Origin of the sequence: Paraburkholderia suaedae (assembly GCF_040812055.1) — a bacterium.
Lineage (GTDB): Bacteria > Pseudomonadota > Gammaproteobacteria > Burkholderiales > Burkholderiaceae > Paraburkholderia.
The window spans coordinates 17,508-34,829 of the sequence record NZ_JBFOAH010000046.1 but is presented as its reverse complement, the minus strand read 5'-3'; the positions used below and the strand labels follow the sequence as shown (position 1 = coordinate 34,829).

The following is a 17,322-nucleotide window of genomic DNA, read 5'->3' as shown; positions in this document are numbered from 1 at the left end:
CAAACAGGGGGCGTCGCGGTTCAAAGGCCAGACGACCAACCTGTCGGCCGATTCTCCTGGCTGACTCAGTTCAAGTGGTAAAAGGTCGGCGATCTGAAAACGAGTTGTGCAGACCTTCCCTAGATCGCGGCATGCGCTTCTCCGCCCGTCGAGTCCGTTCCCGATGCATGCATGGTACATGCCCATCACATAGACGTCGGTGCGCTTGCTGAGCGAGTAGTCCGCGCCGAGCGAGACCTGCTGATACGTCGCGCCGCCGAGCCGTCCGTGCTTCGTGCTGCTGATGCTGCTTCCCTTCATGTAATCGTACGCGGCGCCGATCAACAGCGAGGCCGTCAGGTGGTACTCGCCGTTGATTTCGGCGTTGTTGTAATGCGTGCTGCCGGTGAAGCCGAGCGGGTTAGGTCCCGAACTCGTGTCGCCGAGACCCTTGAACGCCGTGTTCGTCCAGGTGATGCCGACGCGCGCCGGCCCGGAGTCCGGCGCCCAGATCCTCGACGCCGCGCACGCCCCAGTTGCTCCCTTGGATCACGCCGCTCGTGGTGCTGAAGACCTTGCCGCCGCCGCTGTTGCTGACGTAGTTGAGACCCTGGTCGATGATGCCGTACAGCGTGACGCTGCCTTGCGCGTGCGCGAGGGTCGTCCCCACCAGCAGGAATGCGAGCGCCGCGGATTGCGCGCAGAGATGCTTCTTCATGAATAAATCCCGCCCTGCCATGTAAGTGGAACTAAAAAAACCGCGCGACGTCCCCCGGCGCGGGCGGTGGACCGTCCGCGCGAAAAGGTGTCTTATGCGTGGGATTTGGGCAGCCGGATGCGGCGCGCTGCCAGCTCGCTGCGCGCCTCTCGCCGCGATGCGCCAGGCGTGGCGCACGAGGCTCGCGCTACATCAGCAGATAGAGCAGAACGACGTTGGCCAGCAGCAGTGGAAATGCGGTCATCGCCTGGGCGCGAATCACGCCGTAGCGGTCCGGCAGTTCGAGCAGCGCGGCCGGTACGATGTTGAAGTGCGCCGCCATCGGCGTGACGAGCGTGCCGCAGTAGCCGGAGAACATGCCGATCGCCGCGATCACGGCGGGATTTCCGTGGTAGGTGTGGATCAGTACCGGCAGGCCGACCGCCATCATCGCGACGGGGAAGGCCGCGAACGCACCGCCCATGATCATGGTCATGATCGCCGCGCCGCAGGTGTAGACGATGACTGCGACCAGCTTGACGTCCGTGTTGACGTAGGTATGCGTGAGGTAGGCGGCCGCCTCTCCGACCCCTGCGCGTCCGAACATCAGGCCGAGCACCGCGAGCATCTGCGGCAGAAGCAGCGCCCAGCCCAACGACTCGGTCAGATGACGCGACTGCCGCAGCGCTTCGATGGGCGTGCCACGCGTGATCCGGCACGCGACCAGCACCGCGATGATGACGCTCACGCCGAGCGCGACAAGTGTCGGGTTCGCCTGATCGAAGACGAACAGTCCGCCGAGCGTGAGCTTCGGCAACGCGACGGAGCCGATCAGCGTGCCGACCGGCACGATCAGCGCGGGCAAGAACAGCCAGTTGCCGAGGCGCTGCACGCTCGCGTGGCGCTGGGCGTCGGGCAGCAGGGAAGACTTGCCCCGCCCGAGGCCGCCGAATCCCGCGATGAGCGCCGCCACCACCACCGCCGTGCCCACCGCGACGGGCGGCAGCCGGTCGCTGAAGAGAAACAGCGTGGCGAAGATCAGCCAGAACATCCCGCTCGGCAGGCGGCGCGAGTGCGTGCGGTCGAGCAGGATCAGCACGCCGGTGATCGCGAGAATGACACCCGCGAGCCAGTAGAAATATTCGGTGCGCAGAATCATCTCAGTGTCCCTCCGACCCGGACGGCGTCGCCGTGACCGCCGCCGCGCGGCGTGGCGCGGCGGGGTCGACGGCGCGCGCGAGATAGCCGTCGAGACGGTACAGGCGCACGGCGTGGATCAGGAAAGCGGCGAGCGCGGTGGGAATGCCCCACATCGCGATGGCGGCCGGGGTAACGTCGATCTTCATGTCGGCCAGCAACGTGTGCATCAACATGATTCCGCCGAACGCGACGAACATGTCCTCGCCGAAGAACAGCCCGACGTTGTCCGTCGCGGCGGCGAAGGCCCGCACGCGGTTCCTGAGTTCGTCGGAGAGCGGGCCGTGTCGGTTGATCGCGGCGCCCTCGGCCATCGGCGCGATCAGCGGACGCACCATCTGCGCATGGCCGCCCAGGCTGACGAGACCGAGCGCGGCCGACAGCTCGCGCACCGCCAGGTAGCTGATGAGCAGACGCCCTGCCGTCGCGGCGCGCACTTTCGAGATCCAGTTCTGTGCCTGTTCGCGCAGCCCGTAGCGCTCGAGCAGACCGATCACTGCCAGCGGCAGAATGATGATGAGCGGAAGATTGCGCGTCTTGACGAAGCCATTGCCGATCTGCGTCAGGATCAGCGTGACGGGCATCGACGCGAGGACGCCGGTCACGACCGTTGCGCCCACGACCACCAGCATCGGATTGACGCGCAACGCAAAGCCGATCACGATGACCGCGACACCGACCAGCGGCCACAAACTCACTGCTGCGTGCATCTGCACCTCCAGAAACGTTCTACTTCGAGACCACCGGGTTGATGCAATCAGGCGTCGCACCGGCGGCGCCCGGATGAAACTTATGCAGTGACGATGGACTTCTCTCCCTCCTCGGTCGCGGGCAACGCCGCGATTTCGGCGAGCGTGAGCGGCTTGGTCGGAAAACGCAGCGAGTAGTAGCCCACTTCGCGTACCGATGTGCCGCTTTCCTGCGCCAGCAGTTCGCAGACGGTCAGTCCGCACATGCGGCCTTGGCACGGGCCCATCCCGCAGCGCAGGAATGCCTTGAGCTGGTTCGGCCCGCTGCAGCCGAGCCTGGCCGCCTCGACGACCTGCTGCGCCGTCACTTCCTCGCAGCGGCACACGACCACATCGCCGCGCGGGATGCGCATGGCGTCGGCGGGCCGATACAGCGTTTCGAAGAAGGCTCGGCCGCGCAGCGCGCGGGCGAGACGCGCACGCACGGCGCGGGCGGCATCGTCTCGCGAGGCGGCGTTCGTCACACCCGATACATGCGCGATTTGCAGCGCCGCGAGTTCGCCTTGCGTTTCGGCCGCACGTGCGCCGCCGATGCCGCTGCCATCGCCCGCGATAAACACGCCTGGCTGCGACGACTGCAGCCACGCATCGAGCACAGGCTGCCAGCACGCCTGTGCGTCGTTCCATTCGTGCGCGCAGCCAAGCGCGTTCGACAGATTCACGTTCGGCACCACGCCCTGATGGATCAACAAGGTATCGACCGGCAGGCGGCCGCGCGTGCCGCCCGCGAGCGTGTAGTCCACGCCGTCGAGCGCATTGGCGCCCGTCGCCGCGAAGCTCGCGACATCGCCGATGACCTTCACGCGGCGCTTCACCTCCCTCAGCAGCGATACGCCCTTCTTCAGGTAGTCGCTGCGAAGGAAGTCGAAGACATGTTTGATGGCCGCGCGCCGCTGGCTGCGCGGCGTCGTATCGAGCAGCGCATCGATGCGGCCGCCCGCGCGCAGCACCTGCGCGGCGTACAGCCATAGGAGCGGCCCGCAGCCGGCCAGCACCGTCGCGCCCTGCGGCACCGCGCCGGTGGTCTTGAGCAGCACCTGCGCGGCGCCGACCGTCATGACGCCCGGCAAGGTCCAGCCGGGCACGGGCACCGGACGTTCCTGCGCGCCGGTCGCCAGTACGACGTGCGCGGCAAACAGCAGGCGCGACTTACCCGCCGTCGACACCGCGACGCGCCACGACTCGCCGATGCGATCGATCTGCCAGACGGTCGTCTGCGCGAGATACGCCGCGCCGCTCCCGGAGAAGCGCCTCAATAGCGTTTCGCCATGCCAATAGTCTTCGCCGAGTATTGCGCGCGCCGGCAGCGGGCTCGCGCCGACCGCGCGGTAGATCTGCCCGCCGGGCGCGGTCTGCTCGTCGATCACCGCGACGCGCAGCCCACGCTCCGCGAGGTTCGACGCCGCGCTCATGCCCGCCGGCCCGGCGCCGACGACCAACGCGTCGTAGTGTCGTTCGATATGCGAATCAGTTCTCACCGGCTTCTCCTCGACCTTCCGGCGACAACAGCCGATCGCCATGCTGGATCGTTACGCGCATGCCTTCGCGCACCGGCACGAGACAGCCCTGCTGGTTCTGCTTGCCGTCCACTGTGACGAGACAATCGAAACACACGCCCATCAGGCAATACGGCGCGCGCGAACTGCCGCTCACGGGCGTGGTGCGGCAGCGCCCGGCGTTGGCCGCAACGAGTGCCTGCGCTATGGTCTGCCCTTCAAATGCGCGGACCGTCGTGTTCTCGAACATGAACGACACGGTCCGGCGTTCCGGCGGAATCTGCGCTTGCGCGCTAATGTGGAACATAAGTCACTCCTTCTGCGAAACGCTGCGGCGTGAACGGGCGCACGCTCGCGTCGAGTTCGCCCGAGGCGATCTGCGGCGCGAGGTCGAGCGCATGCGCGCCGGCGAGCGTCACACCGCTGTGGCAGGTCGCCGCGAACGCGCCCGGATGCCGTTCGGACTGCGCATAGATCGGAAAACCGTCCGGCGAGAGAATCCGCAGCGCGCCCCACATGCGCACCGCGCGCGCCTCGGCCAGCGCGGGAAACGAGCGCACCGCACGCCGCGCGAGCGCGCCCAGTACGCCCATGTCGGTGCACTTGTCGAAGCCCGCCTCTACCTTCGCTTCGGCGATCATCACCGTGCCTTCGCCGGTCTGACGCAGCGTCAGCATCGGATGGCGCAGGAACGGCTTCATCCGTTCAAGCACGATGATCTCGCCACGCTGCGGACGTACCGGCACGTCGAGGCCGACCATCGGCGCGAGCCGCGCATTGGCAAGACCGGCTGCGATCACCACCCGCTCGCAAGTGAAGCAGCTGCCCGCCGCGTGGATCGCGAAGCCGCTGTCCAGCGGCTCTATGCGATCCACCGCGTGATTCGCCCGGTACACGACCTGCATCTGCGTGAACGCGGTATGCAGCGCGCGCAACAGGCGCAGCGGATTCGCGTGTCCGTCGTACTGCGTGTAGCTCGCGCCGACCACATCCGGCCCGATGCCGGGATACATCGACTTCAGCTCCGCCCGGTCCAGCAGGCGATACGGATACTTCGGAAAGCCCGGCTGCCCGTGCAGCTTTTCAAGAAACGCCTTGCGGCGCGCGAACTCGTCGTCGGACAACAGGATGTGCAGGCCGCCCGGCTGCGCGAGCTGCGGATCGACACCTGTCCCTTCGATCAGCTCGTTCGCCAGCTGCGGCCACAACGACGCAGAGCGCAGCGTCCACTGCGCGTATTCCGGCATGCCGAGCCCCTTGCTCTGCACCCACACCAGCCCGAAGTTGCCGCGCGACGCGCGGAACGCCAGATCGCCCTCGTCGAACACGGCGACGTCCTCGTTGTGCCGCGCAAGCCCGTAGGCGATGGCCGATCCCACGAGCCCGCCGCCGATCACGGCAAAGCGCGTGTGGGCGCTTTGACGCGTGCTCACTGCGCCTCCTGCGGCGCGCGAGCGAATGCGTAGGCCTGCCGCGCCGCTTCGAGCGAGACCTTGCCGTCGCGCACGTCGCGTTCGATCGACCCGCGCGGACGCTCGCTCGGCGCGCCATAGCCGCCGCCGCCGGACGTTTCGAGGCGCACGCTTTCGCCGTCCGCCAGTGCGATGTTCGCGGTCTTCGACGACAGCTCGGTGCTCGCCCCGTTCGCTTCCTTCACGAGGCGCGCGCGCCGGCCGTCATGGCCGCCCGCGACGCCCGCCGCCACGCCCGTCACGTGACTGTCCGAGCGCGCCGAGAACACGATGCCCTCGCCCAGCGCCGAGATCTGTTTGGCGATCGCGAGGCCGCCGCGCGTGCGGCCGGCGCCGCCCGAATCCGCGATCAGCGCATATTCGTCGACGCGCAGCGGATATTCGTTTTCCAGCGCCTCGACCGGCAGGTTGGAGGTATTCGTCATGTGGACGTGCACCGCGTCCATGCCGTCGACGTCATAGCGCGCGCCGCTGCCGCCGCCGAGCGTCTCCAGATAGACGAACGAGCCCGGACGCGAGCGCAGCGGACCGGAAAACACGATCGCGGGGCAGCAGTCATTGGACGACGCCATGATTCGCTCGTCCGGCAGCACGCCGCGAAATGCGCCGAAGATCGCGCCGGCCACCTTCTGCGCGGTGATCGATCGCGCGCCCACCGCCGCGGGCGGCGCCGGATTGGTGATCGTGCCGAGTGGCGCGTAAATGCTGATCGGTTCGAAAAGGCCTGCATTTGCAGGCAATTCCGGATCGAGCAACGCCTTGACCGCGTAGTAGACGCATGCATGCAACGCATTCACCGGCAGGTTCATCGCGCCACGCGCCTCCTTGCCCGAGCCCGTGAAGTCGAAGCGCAGCGTGCCGCCGCGCACTTCGACGCTGACTGCGATCGGCACCGGCTCGCCGCCGCCGAGGCCGTCGTCGTCGAGAAAACTCTCGAATGCATAGACCCCCTGCTTCAGTTCCGAAATCCGGTTGAGCAGACGCCGGCGCGTATAGCCGATCACGTCGTCGACCGAGCGGCGCACCGCGGCGATGCCCATCTGCGCGATCAAACCCGCGACCGCCTGCGCGCCGCGCGCGTTGGTTGCGATCTGCACGCGCAGATCGAGCGAACGCTCTTCGGGGTCGCGCGTGTTGTTGCACAGCACGCGTAGCATCTCTTCGTCGAGCACGCCGTTGCGCACGATACGCACGACCGGAATGCGGATGCCTTCTTCGAAGATCGAGCGCGAGCCGCCCGCGATCGAGCCTGGCACCGTGCCGCCGACGTCCGCGTGATGGCCGACGTTGGCGGCGAAAAACACGAGCTCGCCATCGGCGAACACCGGCGTGACGACGTTGATATCCGGCAGATGGCTGCCGTTCGACAGATACGGATCGTTGCAGATGAACACGTCGCCGGGCGCAATGCGATCGGCCGGATAGTGTGCGAGCACCGCGTTGACCGCGCCGTTCAGCGAGCCGAGGTGCAGTGGAATCTGCGTGCCCTGCACGACGAGCCGCGCACGGTCGTCGAACAGCGCGACCGAGCAGTCCTTACGCTCCTTGATGTTGGTCGAGAACGACGAGCGAACCAATGTGTTGTTCATGTCTTCGCTAATCGACAGTAGCCGGTTGGCGAACACTTCCATTTCGATCGGATCGGCGAGCGCTTCCTGCTGCGCATCGAACTGGCTTTCGGTGAGAGGCGTGGAATTCATGATTGACCTTTGTGGTTCAGGCGACCCGGACGATCAGGTTGCCGTAGGCGTCGACACGCAACGCGTGAGTCGGAGCAAGGACCGTCGTCGAGCTCATCTCCTCGATCACGGCCGGCCCCTGCAGCGTCGCGCCGGGCGCGAGCCGCGCGCGATCGTAGACCGGCGTCGACTGCCAGCCGTGACGCTTGCCGTGATAGATGCCGCGTTCGCCGCTGCGCGCCGCGCTCGCATCGGTGCCGCTCGCGCCGGCCGGCGTCAGCGGCGCCTTCGGCACTGCGCCGACTGCCTTCAGGCGGCAATTGATCACCTCGATCGCGCGGCCCGGCACGTCATAGCCATATTCGCGCACGTGCGCGGCGCGAAAGCCAGCTTCGAACGCCGCCAGATCCGCGGCGCCCACCGTGTCCATTGCCACCTGCACTTCGAAATTCTGTCCGACGTAGCGCGCGTCAATCGCCAGCACGAAGCTGCGTTGCGCCGCGTTCACGCCCTCCTGATCGAGCCATGCGTCGGCTTGCGCGTGCAAGCCAACGAACGCGTCCACGATCGATGGCCATGTGTGCGCGTCGATCAGCGCGATCCGGCTGCGCACGAAGTCGAACGAGATGTCGGACAGCAGGATGCCGCGCGCGCACATCGTGCCCGGTTCCTGCGGCACGATCACCGTGCCGATCCCGCACTCCTGCGCGACTTCCAGCGCGTGCAGCGGGCCCGCGCCGCCGAACGCGTAGAGTGCGAATTCGGAGAGATCGTAGCCGCGTTCGGTCGACACCGAACGGATCGCGCGCGCCATGTTCGCGTTGGCGATGCGGATGATTCCTTCGGCGGCATCTTCGGTCGTGAGCGACAGCGGCTGGGCGATGCGGTCGCGGATCACGCGGCGCGCGCCCTCCGCATCGACCGGCATGCGGCCGTTGAGCAACGCGACCGGGTTCAAACGCTGCAGCGCGACTTCGGCATCGGTGAGGGTCGGCTCGGTGCCGCCGCGCATGTAGCTGACCGGCCCCGGGACCGCGCCCGCGCTGTGCGGGCCGACCTTCAGCGAACCGGCGTCGTCGATCGCCGCGATGCTGCCGCCGCCCGCGCCAATCACATGGATGTCGACCATCGGTGTCTTGACCGGATAGCCGGCGACCGCGCGCGTCGATGTGAAGAGCGGCATGCCGTCGTGAATCAGCGATACGTCGGTGCTGGTGCCGCCGACGTCGAACGTTACCAGATTGCGAAAGCCGATCGTGCGCCCGACCGCCGCGGCACCGACCACGCCCGCCGCTGGGCCGGACAGGCAGGTGCGCACCGGGAACTGACGCACCGTATCGATCGACATCAGACCGCCGTTCGAATGGATCGTCGACGGCGCGCGCGCGACGCCCAGCTCACGTACGCGGTTCAGGAAACGCTCGAGATACAGCGCCATTTTCGGGCCGACCGTCGCGTTGAGCGCGGTCGTCGACAGGCGTTCGTACTCGCGAAATTCGGGCAGCACGTCGCTCGAGATGCTGATATACGCTTGCGGGAATTCTTCGGCGACGATCTCCCGCGAGCGCTGCTCGTGCACCGGATTTCGGTACGCATGCAGAAAGCAGATCGTGACGGCCTGAACATCCGCGTCGCGTAGTTGCCGCGCGGCGTCGCGCACCGCGGCTTCGTCGAGCGCGACGAGCACGTTGCCTTGCGCATCGATGCGCTCCGGCACTTCGAGGCGGTTGGCGCGGGCGATCAGCGCGGGCGCCTTGCCGACGCTGTAGTCGTAAAGATGCGGACGGGTTTGACGACCGATTTCGAGCACGTCGCCAAACCCGGCGGTCGTGATGAGGCCGGTCGCCGCGCCCTTGCCCTCGATGATCAGATTGGTCGCGACGGTCGTGCCGTGGCCGATGTGCGACACGTCGCGCGGGTCGATGCCGCGCATCTGGAGCAGCGCCTCAATGCCGCTCGCGATCGCTTCCGATGGGTCATGCGGGGTGGACGGAACCTTGTGGAAGACGGTTTCGCCGCTGCGTTCGTCGGTAACCACAAAGTCGGTGAAGGTGCCGCCGACGTCAATGCCGATTCGATACATGGTTGAAGCCCTTGCTGGAGAAGTCGATGCTCGTCTCCCGACAATGTGGCCGCGGCGCAAAGATCTTTTGTGTTGCGCTAAGCTTTCACATTGGCGAGACAGTGAAAGCATGCTAAAGCGACTGGCGGCAATGGCTAAGCGCCGCCATAAATACCCGTATCCACCAAATTTGTAGGACATGGAAAAAATTCCGGATTTGAACCTGCTGCTGCATCTCGATGCGCTGGTGCGCTGCGCCAATGTTTCGCGCGCGGCCGAAAGGCTCGGTATCACGCAATCGGCGATGAGCGCGGCGCTATCGCGGCTCAGGCGGGTATTCAACGATCCGCTGCTGATCCGCGAAGGCAACAACGCACGCCTCACCGATCGCGCGATCGCGCTCGGGCAGCAGTTCCAGCCGCTCGTCGAGCAATGGCTCGACGTCACGCTCGACCGGCTCGACTTCGATCCGGCCGAGTCGCGCCGCGCGTTTACGCTGTATGCGACCGACTATGTGCAGTTCGCGCTGATGCCCGCGCTCGCGTCGGCGCTTGCGCAGGACGCGCCGCACATCGCGCTGACCGTGCTGGCCGCGCGGCCGCATCACGGGCTCTCGATGCTGGAGTCGAATCACGTGGAATTTGTTGCGGGCTATTATCCCGAGCCTGCCGACACGCTGAGAATGCGGCCGCTATTCGATGACCCGGTGGTGTGCGTGGTGCGCGAAGGCCACCCGTGCCTGACCCGCGAATGGGATCTCGACGCGTGGCTCGACTACGGGCATATCGATCTGGCGGCGCACACCCGAAACGCTGGAGAACTGCTCGATCGGCGGCTGGAACAGTTTGGCAAGCGGCGCAGGGTGAACATGACGCTGTCCAGTTACCTGGCCGCGCCATTCGTCGTCGCACAGTCCGATCTGATTGCCAATATCCCGCAGAGAGTCGCGCAGATGCTAGGCGGCCATGGACTCGTGATCCGGCAGGTGCCGCTCGCGGTGCCGCCCATCCAGATCTCGCTCTACTGGCACGAGCGTTATCAGAACGACCCGGGGCATGCGTGGCTTCGTCAATATGTCACGCAGCGTTTTCAGGGGAATACTCAACGTGGGTGAGAAGTCGCGACGATGAACCGGGGTCGTGAACATTCACATCACAATCACGGTCCCGCGGTGAATGAATGGAGCGCGGGACCATGATTGTTGAAAGCGGCTTACTGCCGGGCGCCCGTGTCGTGAACGATATCCTTGCCCCGGGTCTCGGACAGCGTCCAGAGTGCAATCGTCGAAAGCGACGACAGGCACATGCCGACGACCATCATCGACCAGCCCAGACCATAGCGGCTCGACATGAAGCCGATCAGCATCGGACCGAAAGCCGCTACGCCGCGTCCGACGTTATAAGTGAAGCCTACCCCGGCCCCCCGGGCGGCGGTCGGAAACTGCTCGGAAAGAATCGAGCCGAGCCCGCCCGCAGCCGACGAAATGCTCATGCCGACCATGAACACCAGGACATAACCCATCGCCAGCGATTGCACGGGTGTGTACAGAAATGCGGCCACGCTCGACATCGAGAACAGGATCGCCGTGGTCTGGGTCGGCCGGCGTCCGAATCGGTCGTGAAAGAAGCCGCTGCCAATGTAGCCGATGAAGCCGCCGACAATCTGGATCAACATGAACGTAGTCGTGCCCGCGACGTGCAGGCCGCGTTCCGTTGCCAGATATAGCGGCAGAAACGACATAATCGCGTAGTAGTTGCCCTGGATGCCGACGAGGAACAAGGTCGACGATAGCGTCGCCGCGCGCAGGTCCCGATGAAACAGCCGGGCAATACCCTGAAAAGGATTCAGCGGTTTGCCGGTGTGCGCCGGATCGACGCGGTCCTCTATGCCACGACGAATGACGAAGATCGCGAGAGCCGGAAGCAATCCTAGAACGAACAGCCAACGCCATGCAGTTTCAGCCGGCGCAAGCGAGAACACCACAAAATTGGCGATTGTCGATCCGGCCCAACCGACCGAATAGGCGCTCTGCATGAACGCCATCAATCGGCCGCGGCTTTCGGCGCGCGCATATTCCGACAACAGCGCAACGCCGACCGGCCACTCCGCACCGAAGCACAACCCTTCGAGCGTGCGCCAAAGCACCAGCTGCGTGGCGTTCTGTGCGGTCGCGGTCAACGCGGTGGTAACGCTGAAGCCCACCACCACCCACACCAGCACCCGCACGCGGCCATAACGGTCGGCCAGTGCACCGCCGAACATACCGCCGATGGCGGAGGCAACGAGACTCGCCGTCGCGATCGTGCCACCGATCCCGATCGATAAATGGAGCGACGTCAGAATCGCGCCGAGCGCGAGCGCAAACATCGTGTGATCGAAACCGTCGAGTCCCCAGCCGAGCGCGGACGCGGCCACGACGCGCCGATAGCGCGTTACGTCTGCCGGTTGCGCTCCGTCGACCACGTTCGTCGGTGCCGAACCATCAAGCGAAAGCGACCGCTTCATGCCGATACTCCTGTGATGCAATGGATTGAGTTCATGTTGATAAGACCCGGGAAAGGTCCTGATCAGTTCGTTGTCAAATTCGCGCTTGTGAATGGCTGCAGCGACGTTTTCGGTGTTTTGTCCAGCAGCAGTCTCAACACGTCGGGTCGCGAATAATGTCCGGCGCCGTCCACCAGTCGCTTCATGTCGTGGAGCAACTGAAAATCGAGGTCGGCAAACAGAATCTGTTCGCTGTCAGCCGTGGCTCTGCAAAGGTATTTGCCATTCGGCGCGACCACCGACGACGCGCCGCCGCCCAGCTTTAAGTCGGTTCCACCGAATTCGCCCAAAACATCGAGCATGTCCTGAGTGAGCACGGCGGTTGGCGAAAGGACGAAGCACTGACCTTCGATCGCGTACTGGCGCGCTGCGGCGTCCATCGCATCGAGCGACCAATGGGCGCCTCCTGGCCAGGCGCCGACGTGGATTTCCTGCCCTTGGGCTTGCAGCGCGTAACGGAATAACGGATTGATATTCTCGAAGCAGATCAATCCGCCGACGCGCCGGCCGCCCAGTTCGAACACGCTGAGGTCGCTGCCGTCGCCTTGCCCATAGAGCATTTTTTCCTGCAGCGTGGGCAGCAGCTTGCGTCTCACACCCGCGATAACGCCCGAGGCGTCGATAAAAGCCTGCGAGTTGTACAGCGTTCCACCCGCTACTTCGTTCATGCCAAGCACGACGGAGCAGGCTTTGTCGCGGCATCGCTCCTGAATCGGCGCCAGGTCTCCCGCGTCGATGTTCACTGCTTGCGCAACCAGCTTCCGGCCCAGTTCGATGACGGGGCGCGACGACTCGCGCAAGCCTCTGAGATCGTACGCCTGCACGAACATCGACCAATACGGATAGCCGGACACGAACGCTTCAGGAAAGACTGCGAGCTGTGCGCCCTGTTTCGCGGCATCGTCGATCGCGGTGCATGCTTTTATGATTGTCGCCGCCCTCTCGAAGGGAACGGGCGCGGCCTGTATCACGGCTACTTTCATGCGGGTATTCCTGCGCTAATAGGGGTGTTGGAGAACGTTGAGCCGCTTCCCTCGGGACGTAACCGGCCAGCTCATTTACCACGGAAATAACCGGTTCATGTGTTTTTCGAGGCTCGATGCGCGTCGTGCGTGCGTCGCAACTCACCGGTCAGACGGCGTCTTTGCCGCGCCAGGAGTTGCGGCACAGTGAGCGAACGGGCTGATCATAGGCTCGCCAAAACCATGGACCGAACCACTGCCATAAATGGTCCTATCGACCGCATTTGTAGGCACCAGGCGTTGTATCAACGGCCCGTCGAACGCACTGGAAGGTGGCGTCGCATGGCGGCCGTCTGACTCATGCCGTGTGCGACGTGTGTCTCGTTGGAACCATGGGGGACGCGCAGATGACGAGGTACGCTGGCGAAAAGGCCGCAACCAGCTTGTTCCATGAGGCGATGATGCGCGCGGGCGGCCTCAGATGGGCGATGCCGGCGTTCTCCGCCGGCACGGAGATCGCGGCCGCGGCGATGATCGTCTTCGGCCGCAAATCCAAGGAATGACACTCGAAAAAGAAGCAAACGCGTCCAGTCACACACCGCTGCGCCGCGCGTCGTTCACCATCGAAGGTCGCAGGCTCAGCACCAGCACGACCGCCACCAGCACCATCGCGACGACGCCGTACATGCCGGCGCCGGTCGAGCCGGTTTGCGTCTTCAGCAGGCCGATCATGTACGGGCCTACGAAGCCCGACAGATTGCCGACCGAGCCGACGATCGCCAGACTGGTGGCGGCCGCCGCGCCGCCGAACAGCTTCGCGGGAATCCGGAACAGCTGGGGAAACGCGGCCACTACGCCCGCGGTCGCAACCGTCAGCATCGCAATCGCGATATACGCCTGCGCCGCAAACACGACACTCGCCGCCAACGCAACCGCGCCGATCAGGGCGGGCGCCGCGGTATGCCAGCGGCGTTCGCCGCGACGGTCGGCGCTGCGTCCCACCAGCACCATCGCGATCACCGCGACGAGCCAAGGCACGGCGCTCACGAACCCGACGAACAGCAGGTTATGCAAGCCCGAGTTGTGCAGGATCGTCGGCAGCCAGAACGAGATGCCGTACACGCCCATCGCGACACCGAAGTTGACGGCCGCGAGTTGCCACACATGGCGGTTCCGGAATGCTTCGCCGATCGAGTGGCCATGCTTTTCGGAATGCTCCGCATCGATCTGCGCTTTCAGCAGCGCCTTTTCTTCGCTGCTGAGCCAGTTCGCGTCGGTGATCCTGTCGTCGAGCCGCAGCAGCACTACGACGCCGAGCAGCATCGACGGCAGGCCTTCAAGAATGAACAGCCATTGCCAGCCCTGCATGCCGCCGGCACCGCACATGCTGCGGAGGATCCAGCCCGACAGCGGACCGCCGATCACGCCGGCGATCGGCACCGACGTCGCAAACAGCGACATCACACGCCCATGGCGGCGCACTGGAAACCAGTAGGTGATGTAGAGCAGCACGCCCGGAAAAAAGCCCGCTTCGGCCACGCCGAGCAGAAAGCGAAGCAGATAGAACATCTCGGGCGACCTCACGCTCGCCATCGCCGCCGATATCACGCCCCAACTGATCATGATGCGCGCGATCCATTTGCGCGCGCCGACTACGTTGTGCAGCAGGATATTGCCCGGCACTTCGAACAGAAAATAGCCGACAAAGAATATCCCCGCGCCGAACCCATAGACCGCATCGCTGAAACCCAGGTCATTCGCCATCTGGAGCTTCGCGAAGCCGACGTTCACGCGATCCATGAAGGCGAGGATGTAGCACAGGAACAGCAACGGCACGATGCGCAGCGTGACCTTCCTGTACACGTTGTCCGACCGCGCCGCTCCGGCGAATACCGCATCGGAAGCCGCTACGCTTGCACCTGTGTCCATTGCCGTGTCTCCTTGACGCCGGGCGGGCGTCCACGTTGTGTCAACTGCGCTGCCAACTCGTTTGCCGACTCATTTGCCAACTCATTTTCCAACTACGCATTCACCGGCCGGCTGTTCTGCGGCACCGCGGCTTCGATGACTCCCGCGCGTGCGAGCCTGTCAAGCTCGACATCACTCAGTCCGAGCACGCGCTGCAACGTGGCGTGCGTGTGTTCGCCCAGCGCCGGCGGCGCCTGTCGGTATGCGACAGGCGTATCCGAGAGACGCATCGGATTGCCGATCGACGGCACGCGTCCATAGCGGCTGTGTTCCAGTTCGAGCTGCATGCCGCGCGACTTCACCTGCTCGTCGCCGAACACGCGATCGATCGTATTGACCGGGCCGCACGGCACGTCGACGGCCTCCATCGCGGCGACCCACTCGTCGATCGTGCGAGTGCGGGTGATCGATTCGAGCAGTGGCGTCAATTCCTCGACATGCGCGACGCGTTCGCGGATCGTCAGAAAACGCGGATCGTCGCTGATGTCGTCGCGCCCCATCGCGTGACACATGCGGCGAAACTGCGCGTCGTTGCCGATCGCGAGAATGATGTAGCCGTCCGCGGCCGGAAACGGCTGGTACGGCGCGATGTTCGGATGCCCGGCGCCCATCCGGCGCGGCGCCACGCCGGTCGTCAGATAGTTGATCCCCTGGTTCGCGAGCACCGCAACCTGCACGTCGAGCATGCCGATATCGATGTGCTGCCCGCCACCACCCCGGTCGCGATGCCTGAGCGCGGCAAGGATCGCGACCGTCGCATACATGCCCGACAGGATGTCGGCGAGCGCGACGCCAGCGCGCTGCGGGCCGCCGCCTGCGCGGTCGTCGCGTTCGCCGGTGACGCTCATCAGTCCGCCCATCCCCTGGATCAGATAGTCATAGCCGGCGCGTTGCCGATAAGGACCGGTCTGCCCGAAGCCCGTCACCGAGCAGTAGATGAGTTCGGGTAGCGCGGCATGCAGCGTCGGATAGTCGAGCTCGTATTTGGCAAGACCGCCGACCTTGTAGTTTTCGATCAGCACGTCGCATTCGGCGGCGAGTGCGCGGACCAGCGCGCGTCCTTCGGGCAGCGCGAGGTCGATCGCAACGGACTCCTTACCGCGGTTGCACGACAGGAAATACGCCGCGTCCCCACGCTCGCCGGTCTCGGCGTCGTGCAGGAACGGCGGGCCCATCTGCCGCGTATCGTCGCCGCAGCCGGGCCTCTCGATCTTGATGACCTCGGCGCCGAGGTCGGCAAGATTCTGCGTGGCCCACGGGCCAGCCAGGATACGCGTCAGATCCAGGATTCGAACACCAGAAAGCGGACCAGGCATGATGGTGAGATTCCAGAGAGTGTCAGGTAACAGTCGGCGGGTCGGCGCGCTCAAAGCCGCAACGATTTCGCAATGATGGTGCGCTGGATCTGCGAAGTGCCGCCGCCGATCGTCGACTGCATGCCCTCGCGGAAATAGCGCTCCATATCCGCTTCCGGCAACATGCTGTGGCCGCCGAGAATCTGCATGCCCTGACGCGTGACCGTCTGCAGCGTCTCGGACGCGAACAGTTTCGCCATGCTGACCTCGCGGCTGCATTTAATGCCTGCCGAGGCCATGCTCGCCGCGCGATAAACAAGCAGCCGCGCGGCGTCGACGGCGGTCTGCATGTCGGCGATCATGTGGCGGATCACCTGGAATTCGAAAATCGGCCGGTCGAACTGCACGCGCTCCTGCGCGTAACGCAACGCGTCGCTGACCGCCTGCTGCGCATTGCCGACATAAGCGGCCGACACTGCGATACGTTCCAGTTCCAGATGGTCGGTGATGATCTCCCAACCCATGCCGGCCTCGCCGAGCAGATTGCCGGCGGGAATGTGCGCATCGTCCGCGAAGATCTCGGTGGTGCCGGTCGCGCGGCGCGCGAGCGTCGGCAGACGGCGGATCTCGAGGCCAAGGCTGTCGTTCGGCACCAGCAGCACCGACAGCCCATGATGTTTGCGCGCGTCCTTGTCGGTGCGCACCAGCATCGCGATCACCGTATTGTTCGCGGCGGCGCCCGAGCACCACAGCTTCTGGCCGCGGATCAGCCATGCGTCGCCCGACCGCTCGGCGCGGGTGCGCGTGTTGGCCGCATCCGAGCCGGCCGACGGTTCGGATATCGAAATCGAAAAGCGGATTTCGCCGCGCATGAAGCGCGGCAAATACAGCTCGCGCTGCGCAGGCGAACCGTACTTGACGATATTCATCGCGGTGAAAGTCGACACCATGAAGGCGGTGGCAAAGTCAAAGCCGTAACGCGCGAGACCTTCGCACATCAGTGCATAGTCGAAAATCGTGCCGCCGTCGCCGCCCTGCTCTTCCGGAATCAACAGACGTAGCCAGCCGAGCCGTGCGATCTTTTCGTACGCTTCGTACGGGTATTGCCGCTCCATGTCGCATTTGCGCACGTACTCGCAGCCGACTTCACGCTCCATTAGGCGGGCCACCGTGTCGCGCCATGCAATCTGCTCTTCGTTCAGGAAATTCATATTCAGAGACC

The 17,322-nt window shown here is 65.0% G+C and carries 16 protein-coding genes; 2 read left to right on the top strand and 14 right to left on the bottom strand.

What is annotated here, in order from left to right; all coding sequences use genetic code 11:
• From ABQJ48_RS34915 to ABQJ48_RS34875, 9 genes are all read right to left on the bottom strand, one after another.
• Positions 1–456: porin (locus tag ABQJ48_RS34915; RefSeq protein ID WP_367842473.1), on the bottom strand; the 456-nt coding region annotated here is incomplete at its 3' end.
• Positions 401–697, bottom strand: coding sequence for a porin (locus tag ABQJ48_RS34910; RefSeq protein WP_367842470.1), 297 nt, complete (start codon positions 695–697; stop codon positions 401–403). The genes ABQJ48_RS34915 and ABQJ48_RS34910, both read right to left, overlap by 56 nt.
• A gap of 187 nt (positions 698–884) precedes the next feature.
• Complete coding sequence (locus tag ABQJ48_RS34905; RefSeq protein ID WP_367842469.1) at positions 885–1,835, bottom strand: DUF979 domain-containing protein; 951 nt, start codon at positions 1,833–1,835, stop codon at positions 885–887.
• A gap of 1 nt (position 1,836) precedes the next feature.
• Complete coding sequence (locus ABQJ48_RS34900; RefSeq protein ID WP_367842468.1) at positions 1,837–2,583, bottom strand: DUF969 domain-containing protein; 747 nt, start codon at positions 2,581–2,583, stop codon at positions 1,837–1,839.
• An 80-nt stretch (positions 2,584–2,663) separates the two neighbouring features.
• The gene (locus ABQJ48_RS34895; RefSeq protein WP_367842472.1) at positions 2,664–4,082 is read right to left on the bottom strand and encodes an FAD-dependent oxidoreductase; all 1,419 of its coding nucleotides are present in this window, start codon (positions 4,080–4,082) and stop codon (positions 2,664–2,666) included.
• Between the two features lie 7 nt (positions 4,083–4,089).
• Positions 4,090–4,425 carry a (2Fe-2S)-binding protein gene (locus ABQJ48_RS34890; RefSeq protein WP_367842467.1) on the bottom strand — a complete coding sequence of 112 codons (336 nt, stop codon included), beginning with the start codon at positions 4,423–4,425 and terminating at the stop codon, positions 4,090–4,092.
• Positions 4,412–5,551, bottom strand: coding sequence for an NAD(P)/FAD-dependent oxidoreductase (locus ABQJ48_RS34885; RefSeq protein WP_367842466.1), 1,140 nt, complete (start codon positions 5,549–5,551; stop codon positions 4,412–4,414). The genes ABQJ48_RS34890 and ABQJ48_RS34885 overlap by 14 nt, the downstream gene beginning before the upstream one ends.
• Entirely contained in the window at positions 5,548–7,290 is a 1,743-nt protein-coding gene (locus tag ABQJ48_RS34880) for a hydantoinase B/oxoprolinase family protein (protein ID WP_367842465.1), read from the bottom strand. The genes ABQJ48_RS34885 and ABQJ48_RS34880 overlap by 4 nt, the downstream gene beginning before the upstream one ends.
• Positions 7,291–7,306: 16 nt before the next feature.
• Positions 7,307–9,352: a hydantoinase/oxoprolinase family protein gene (locus ABQJ48_RS34875; RefSeq protein ID WP_367842464.1), complete on the bottom strand. Its 2,046-nt coding sequence runs from the start codon at positions 9,350–9,352 to the stop codon at positions 7,307–7,309.
• 178 nt (positions 9,353–9,530) lie between these two features.
• On the opposite strand from ABQJ48_RS34875, the gene ABQJ48_RS34870 reads away from it, so the two are divergent.
• Positions 9,531–10,445, top strand: a complete 915-nt coding sequence (locus ABQJ48_RS34870) for a LysR family transcriptional regulator (RefSeq protein WP_367842463.1) — start codon at positions 9,531–9,533, stop codon at positions 10,443–10,445.
• Between the two features lie 98 nt (positions 10,446–10,543).
• On the opposite strand, the gene ABQJ48_RS34865 is transcribed toward ABQJ48_RS34870, so the two are convergent.
• Both ABQJ48_RS34865 and ABQJ48_RS34860 read right to left on the bottom strand, forming a co-directional pair.
• Positions 10,544–11,836: an MFS transporter gene (locus ABQJ48_RS34865; protein WP_367842462.1), complete on the bottom strand. Its 1,293-nt coding sequence runs from the start codon at positions 11,834–11,836 to the stop codon at positions 10,544–10,546.
• Between the two features lie 62 nt (positions 11,837–11,898).
• On the bottom strand, positions 11,899–12,858 hold the full coding sequence (locus ABQJ48_RS34860) for a carbon-nitrogen hydrolase family protein (RefSeq protein ID WP_367842461.1): 960 nt from the start codon (positions 12,856–12,858) through the stop codon (positions 11,899–11,901).
• 371 nt (positions 12,859–13,229) lie between these two features.
• Here ABQJ48_RS34860 and ABQJ48_RS34855 point away from each other — a divergent pair, with 371 nt between their 5' ends.
• Complete coding sequence (locus ABQJ48_RS34855; RefSeq protein WP_367842460.1) at positions 13,230–13,400, top strand: hypothetical protein; 171 nt, start codon at positions 13,230–13,232, stop codon at positions 13,398–13,400.
• Between the two features lie 28 nt (positions 13,401–13,428).
• Here ABQJ48_RS34855 and ABQJ48_RS34850 read toward each other — a convergent pair whose 3' ends face one another.
• From ABQJ48_RS34850 to ABQJ48_RS34840, 3 genes are all read right to left on the bottom strand, one after another.
• On the bottom strand, positions 13,429–14,766 hold the full coding sequence (locus ABQJ48_RS34850) for an MFS transporter (RefSeq protein ID WP_367842459.1): 1,338 nt from the start codon (positions 14,764–14,766) through the stop codon (positions 13,429–13,431).
• Between the two features lie 92 nt (positions 14,767–14,858).
• Complete coding sequence (locus tag ABQJ48_RS34845) at positions 14,859–16,121, bottom strand: CaiB/BaiF CoA transferase family protein (RefSeq protein ID WP_367842458.1); 1,263 nt, start codon at positions 16,119–16,121, stop codon at positions 14,859–14,861.
• A gap of 50 nt (positions 16,122–16,171) precedes the next feature.
• Positions 16,172–17,311 (bottom strand): acyl-CoA dehydrogenase family protein, encoded by a 1,140-nt coding sequence (locus ABQJ48_RS34840; protein ID WP_367842457.1) that lies wholly within the window; start codon positions 17,309–17,311, stop codon positions 16,172–16,174.
• Positions 17,312–17,322: the final 11 nt, after the last annotated feature.

Excerpts from the sequence above, each read along its gene's own strand:
- ABQJ48_RS34910 (WP_367842470.1), bottom strand. The coding sequence starts at position 697 with ATGAAGAAGCATCTCTGCGCGCAATCCGCGGCGCTCGCATTCCTGCTG.
- ABQJ48_RS34905 (WP_367842469.1), bottom strand. The coding sequence starts at position 1,835 with ATGATTCTGCGCACCGAATATTTCTACTGGCTCGCGGGTGTCATTCTC.
- ABQJ48_RS34900 (WP_367842468.1), bottom strand. The coding sequence starts at position 2,583 with ATGCACGCAGCAGTGAGTTTGTGGCCGCTGGTCGGTGTCGCGGTCATC.
- ABQJ48_RS34890 (WP_367842467.1), bottom strand. The coding sequence starts at position 4,425 with ATGTTCCACATTAGCGCGCAAGCGCAGATTCCGCCGGAACGCCGGACC.
- ABQJ48_RS34880 (WP_367842465.1), bottom strand. The coding sequence starts at position 7,290 with ATGAATTCCACGCCTCTCACCGAAAGCCAGTTCGATGCGCAGCAGGAA.
- ABQJ48_RS34875 (WP_367842464.1), bottom strand. The coding sequence starts at position 9,352 with ATGTATCGAATCGGCATTGACGTCGGCGGCACCTTCACCGACTTTGTG.
- ABQJ48_RS34870 (WP_367842463.1), top strand. The coding sequence starts at position 9,531 with ATGGAAAAAATTCCGGATTTGAACCTGCTGCTGCATCTCGATGCGCTG.
- ABQJ48_RS34865 (WP_367842462.1), bottom strand. The coding sequence starts at position 11,836 with ATGAAGCGGTCGCTTTCGCTTGATGGTTCGGCACCGACGAACGTGGTC.
- ABQJ48_RS34860 (WP_367842461.1), bottom strand. The coding sequence starts at position 12,858 with ATGAAAGTAGCCGTGATACAGGCCGCGCCCGTTCCCTTCGAGAGGGCG.
- ABQJ48_RS34855 (WP_367842460.1), top strand. The coding sequence starts at position 13,230 with ATGGGGGACGCGCAGATGACGAGGTACGCTGGCGAAAAGGCCGCAACC.
- ABQJ48_RS34850 (WP_367842459.1), bottom strand. The coding sequence starts at position 14,766 with ATGGACACAGGTGCAAGCGTAGCGGCTTCCGATGCGGTATTCGCCGGA.
- ABQJ48_RS34845 (WP_367842458.1), bottom strand. The coding sequence starts at position 16,121 with ATGCCTGGTCCGCTTTCTGGTGTTCGAATCCTGGATCTGACGCGTATC.
- ABQJ48_RS34840 (WP_367842457.1), bottom strand. The coding sequence starts at position 17,311 with ATGAATTTCCTGAACGAAGAGCAGATTGCATGGCGCGACACGGTGGCC.